The sequence below is a fragment of the Nocardioides sp. CPCC 206348 genome (assembly GCF_048654705.1).
Lineage (GTDB): Bacteria > Actinomycetota > Actinomycetes > Propionibacteriales > Nocardioidaceae > Nocardioides.
In genome coordinates this window covers 157,541-161,749 of sequence record NZ_JBMCZA010000243.1, presented here as the reverse complement: position 1 = coordinate 161,749, position 4,209 = coordinate 157,541, and the positions used below count along the sequence as shown (strand labels likewise).

The 4,209-nt window shown below is 68.8% G+C and carries 5 protein-coding genes and 1 pseudogene; 1 reads left to right on the top strand and 5 read right to left on the bottom strand.

What is annotated here, in order from left to right:
• From ACOADB_RS29190 to ACOADB_RS29170, 5 genes are all read right to left on the bottom strand, one after another.
• A partial coding sequence (locus ACOADB_RS29190) for a hypothetical protein (RefSeq protein WP_378607560.1) occupies positions 1 to 813 on the bottom strand: 813 nt, incomplete at its 3' end.
• 69 nt (positions 814 to 882) lie between these two features.
• Positions 883 to 1,836: a hypothetical protein gene (locus ACOADB_RS29185; protein ID WP_378607557.1), complete on the bottom strand. Its 954-nt coding sequence runs from the start codon at positions 1,834 to 1,836 to the stop codon at positions 883 to 885.
• 45 nt (positions 1,837 to 1,881) lie between these two features.
• Complete coding sequence (locus tag ACOADB_RS29180; RefSeq protein ID WP_378607554.1) at positions 1,882 to 2,466, bottom strand: sugar O-acetyltransferase; 585 nt, start codon at positions 2,464 to 2,466, stop codon at positions 1,882 to 1,884.
• Positions 2,463 to 3,005, bottom strand: coding sequence for a PGPGW domain-containing protein (locus tag ACOADB_RS29175; protein WP_378607550.1), 543 nt, complete (start codon positions 3,003 to 3,005; stop codon positions 2,463 to 2,465). Before ACOADB_RS29175 ends, ACOADB_RS29180 begins: the two co-directional genes overlap by 4 nt.
• Positions 3,002 to 3,520: a nuclear transport factor 2 family protein gene (locus tag ACOADB_RS29170; protein WP_378607547.1), complete on the bottom strand. Its 519-nt coding sequence runs from the start codon at positions 3,518 to 3,520 to the stop codon at positions 3,002 to 3,004. Before ACOADB_RS29170 ends, ACOADB_RS29175 begins: the two co-directional genes overlap by 4 nt.
• A 47-nt stretch (positions 3,521 to 3,567) precedes the next feature.
• Between ACOADB_RS29170 and ACOADB_RS29165 the strand changes: the two are divergent.
• Positions 3,568 to 4,209, top strand: a pseudogene (locus tag ACOADB_RS29165) (hypothetical protein); the annotation flags it as partial.

Genomic DNA, 4,209 nt, shown 5'->3' with positions numbered 1-4,209 from the left:
GGGGTGTTCGCCGCGCAGGAACGCCAACACCGCGGCGGGGTCGGCGAGCATCGCGAACGCCTCGGCCCGCCAGTGGTCCATCGGCAAAGGCTCGTCACCCTCGGCGACGGGCCCGGCGTGGGCGGCGAGGGCGTTGGCGAGGTCTTCGATGATCTCGCGGTGGGCCTCGACATCGGCCTCATCGATGCGGGCGAACACGCTCCCCACGCCGGCGCTCTCGCCCTCGACGGACGCACCGGGCTTCGACCGTGAACACCAGGCCCCTTTGCGGGCCCGGTTCGCGTCGATGCGTTCCTGGTGGGCGACGGGGTCGGCCTCGATGATCTTGGCTTCGGCGATCTGCAGGATCCGCGCCGGTGCCTCGTCGAGCGCCTCGGACACGGCGACATCGACCAGGAAGATCTGTTCCAGGGTGAGCTTGCGCGACATCGAAGCGACCTTGTTCCCCACCCAGGTCTCGCAGCGCAGGTCCTGCAACCCGGCCCACACCAACGGCAACCGGTGTCGCAGGTCGAACGCATCGGCCAACCGCCGGCGGGTGGTGAACACCGACTCGCGGCGTGCGATCGCGATCTCGACCAGCGCGAGGTCCGAGACCTTCGGGGTGCCCTCACCACCGAGGGCGATCAGCCGCGGGCCGCCGTACCGGATCGGGACCGCGTCAGGTTCGTCCTGCGGGTCGCCGGAGAACGAATCAGCCCATGCCAGCAGGACGTCCAGCTTGCGGACCTCGACCCGACGCCCCTCGAGCAGGCACTCCTCAGCCGCCTGGAGCAACTGCTCCGGGGACGTTTCCGAGAGACCCGAACTCATACATAGATGATACCGAACATCCGTTCGACAGGCAACGCGTCAGCAGGACCCTGTGGAGAAGGTCTCCGGTCACGTCGGCTGTGCCGTCGTGGGTTCTCCGAGACCCGACCGGACGACGTGCACTGCCTCGCCGAGCACGCGACGGAGCACGCGTATCTCGGCCGCCGTCCATCGCGGCGCGTAGGACTCGACCCCAAAGGCCGAGGGCACGTTCGCCGCCGTCAGCTTGTCGTGGCACCGGTCGGCCAGGCGTCCACGGTGACGGAAGGGCGTACCCAGAGAGTGGGCCACGTCGATCGCGAAGTTCCACAGGTCGAGTCCCGCCCGGGGATCCAGCGACGTGGATGCACCACGCAGCCACGCCTGGGCCGGTTCGAAGTCGAGCCGCGTGACGTTGGTGTTCTCGACGCCATCGTCACCCGCCAGGCGCCAGCCACGCTCGCGGACGGTCCGCAGACACTCCTCCGGACTGCTCCACGCTGCGACGCGGCAACCCTCCGTTGCGAGGATCTCGTCGTCGTGAGGTCCGGTGCCCCACCACACGACCGGCGACCACTCATCGAACCGGACGATCGTGAGGAATCCGTCGACCGGGACCGCACTCGCAGGCTCGACTTGTGGCGCATCGTCCACCGCAACATCAGCGCGCCGCTGACTCATCAGGATGTCCTTGATCATCGGCTTCGTGTAGGCCAGCTCAGGATCCACTGACCGATCGGCGTCGTGGAAGTACTCGCCCTCGTCGAACGCCTCGAAGACGCTGTTGAACAGGACCGGGCGCTTGACGTCCTGCAGCGTCACGTAGGAGTGGAGAGCGTTGGCCACATCGTCGGCAATCTCGAACGTCAGGGCACTGTCGTCGTACTCGCGCGCAAGCTCCAGCGCCACACCGTCGAGAAGGGCGTCCTGGCTCAGGCCTGTGCCCGCTACCCACCCCGCCATGTCCGTGGGCGCGACGTGCCAGTCGGGCTGATTGGCGACGGCGCGGCGAACGAGTTCCTCCAGCACCGCTGCGACGTCCACGTCCCGAAGTTCATCACGGGCGAGAACGCGGCCAGCCGTCAGCACTCAAAGCTTGCGAATCACCCGCGCCGGATTGCCCACAGCCAGCACACCCTCCGGCAGGTCCCTGGTCACCACAGCACCCGCACCAACCACGGTGTTCGCGCCGATCGTCACACCAGGGCACACGATGACCCCGCCGCCGAGCCACACGTTGTCGCCGATGGTGATCGGCTTCGCGGACTCCCACTTCGCGCGGCGCAGGTCGGCACCGAGCGGATGGATGGGCGTGAGCAGCTGGCAGTTCGGGCCGATCTGGACGTCGTCGCCGATGGTGATCGCGACGACGTCGAGCGCGATCAGGCCGAAGTTCACGAACGACCGTGCCCCGATCTCGATCTGGGTGCCGTAGTCGACCTGGAGCGGCGGGCGGATCTCGGTGTCCTCGCCGATCGCTCCGAGCAGCTCGGCGAGCAGCGCCCGGCGCCGGTCGACCTCACGCGCCGTCGTGGTGTTGAACTCCGTCGTCAGGTCACTCGCGCGGTGGTACGCCCCCATGATCTCCGGGTCGTCGGCCAGGTAGAGGTCGCCGTCGACCATCCGCTGGTGCATGCTGCGCAGGTCGTCGGGATCCCTCGGGTCAAGCGTCATCGCTCGCCCTTGTCGTGGTGGCGACGTTCCTCGACCTTCTGGCGCAACCGCTCGCGCTCCTCGTGCGCCTCGACGTCGGCCTCGCCGATCTTGCCCTCCAGGGCCGCGACGGCTTCGGGCTTCCCGTGGAAGCGCCGGAACGCGTAGACGAGCAGGGCCAGCGCGAGGACGCAGGAGAACAGCAGCGTGACGCCGGTCCAGACGCCGCCGAACAGCCACCACTTGTCACCGATCGGCCACCAGGACGGGACATCCGGGCCGATGATCCAGAGCACGCCGAACGCGCCGAGCCCGAGCCCCGCAAGGGTCGACAACACCACCCGCGGCACCGTCTCCACACCCTCCGCAGCACCGCGCAGCGCCCGCAGCATGACGGGATCGAGCAGGCGCTCGGCCCAGGTGTACTGCTGCGACAGCACCGCCAGGCCGGCCGCCATCAGCAGCAGGCCGGGGCCGGGCAGCACCATGGCCGCGACGCCGGCGAGCAGCAGGATCCAGCCGAGGACCTCCAGCAGGAGCCGCTTCGCCGTACCGGTCATCGTCCGCCCCCGAAGCGATCCAGCCACGCGAGCACGTCGTCGTCAGCATTGTCGTGCGCCGCCGCGATCCGAGCCCAGGTCACCGCCATGGTGTGGAAGCGCAGCGGGTTGTAGACGTCCTCCTCGCGCGAGAAGAGCCCGTCGCCGGCGTACGTCATGATCGTGATGTTGGGCTCGACGAGCATCGTCCCGTCGCCAGGGTCGGGCATCGGGTTGAGCACCTCGCAGACCAGGCGGTTCTGCTCCGCGTCGACCACCTGCCACGAGAGCGGGAAGCCGGTCATCACCCGGCCGGGGTACGACGTCATCGTCTTCACCGACCAGGCCCGGATCTCGTCGCGTCCGGTGAACGTCCCCATCGCATGTTCGACGTAGACGGCGTCGGGGGTGAACAGGTCGGCGTAGCCGCTCCAGTCCCCACTGGCGACGAAGCCGGCGACCTTGCCGTGGAAGGTCGCGTAGGCATCGGTGATCTCGGCGGCCGAGAAGCCGGTGGCCGTGGGTGAACCGCTCATGGGTCGATTCAAACAGGTCGGCCCTGACCGATCACTAGGCTGCGCCCATGCCCCGCGGATCCGCCCATCGACGCAGCCCGTTCGGTTCGCGCCTGCTGGGTCCGCGCGACCAGCCTCCCCGGCGGCTGCGGATCCGCGTGCAGCTGCTGCTCACGATCATGCTCGTGTCGACGAACGTCGTCGGCGCGGTGGTCGTCTTCGTCATCAACACCTGGGCGATTCCGTCCCCGGGGCCGACGACCGAGATGGTGGTCGCGCTCGCGATCGCGATCCCGACGTACGTCGCCACTGCCGTCGTCATCGGCGCGATCTGGGGCACGACGACGTCCCTGAAGGCGTTGCGCTGGGCGACCCAACCCGACGACGTCGACCCCGACCACGTCCAGCGCACCCAGGCACTTCGGGTGCCGCTGGTGCTCACCACGATGCAGTTCCTGCTGTGGCTGGCCGCAACGGTGCTGTTCACTCTCCTGACCGTGATCATCCAGCCCTCCCGGGCGTTGGGGACCGGCCTGACCGTGGGGATCGGCGGTGTCGTCGTTGCCGGCATCTCCTACCTGTTCACCGAGTTCTCCCTGCGCCCGATCGCCGCGCGCGCCCTGGCCGACACGCGCGTGACCCAGAAGCTGCGCGGTGTCGGGGTCGGGCCACGGATGACCATCTTCTGGGTGCTGGGCACGGGCGCACCC

What these genes read in the sequence shown, in the direction of transcription:
- ACOADB_RS29180 (WP_378607554.1), bottom strand. Translation starts at nt 2,466, where the DNA reads ATGACGCTTGACCCGAGGGATCCCGACGACCTGCGCAGCATGCACCAG.
- ACOADB_RS29175 (WP_378607550.1), bottom strand. Translation starts at nt 3,005, where the DNA reads ATGACCGGTACGGCGAAGCGGCTCCTGCTGGAGGTCCTCGGCTGGATC.
- ACOADB_RS29170 (WP_378607547.1), bottom strand. Translation starts at nt 3,520, where the DNA reads ATGAGCGGTTCACCCACGGCCACCGGCTTCTCGGCCGCCGAGATCACC.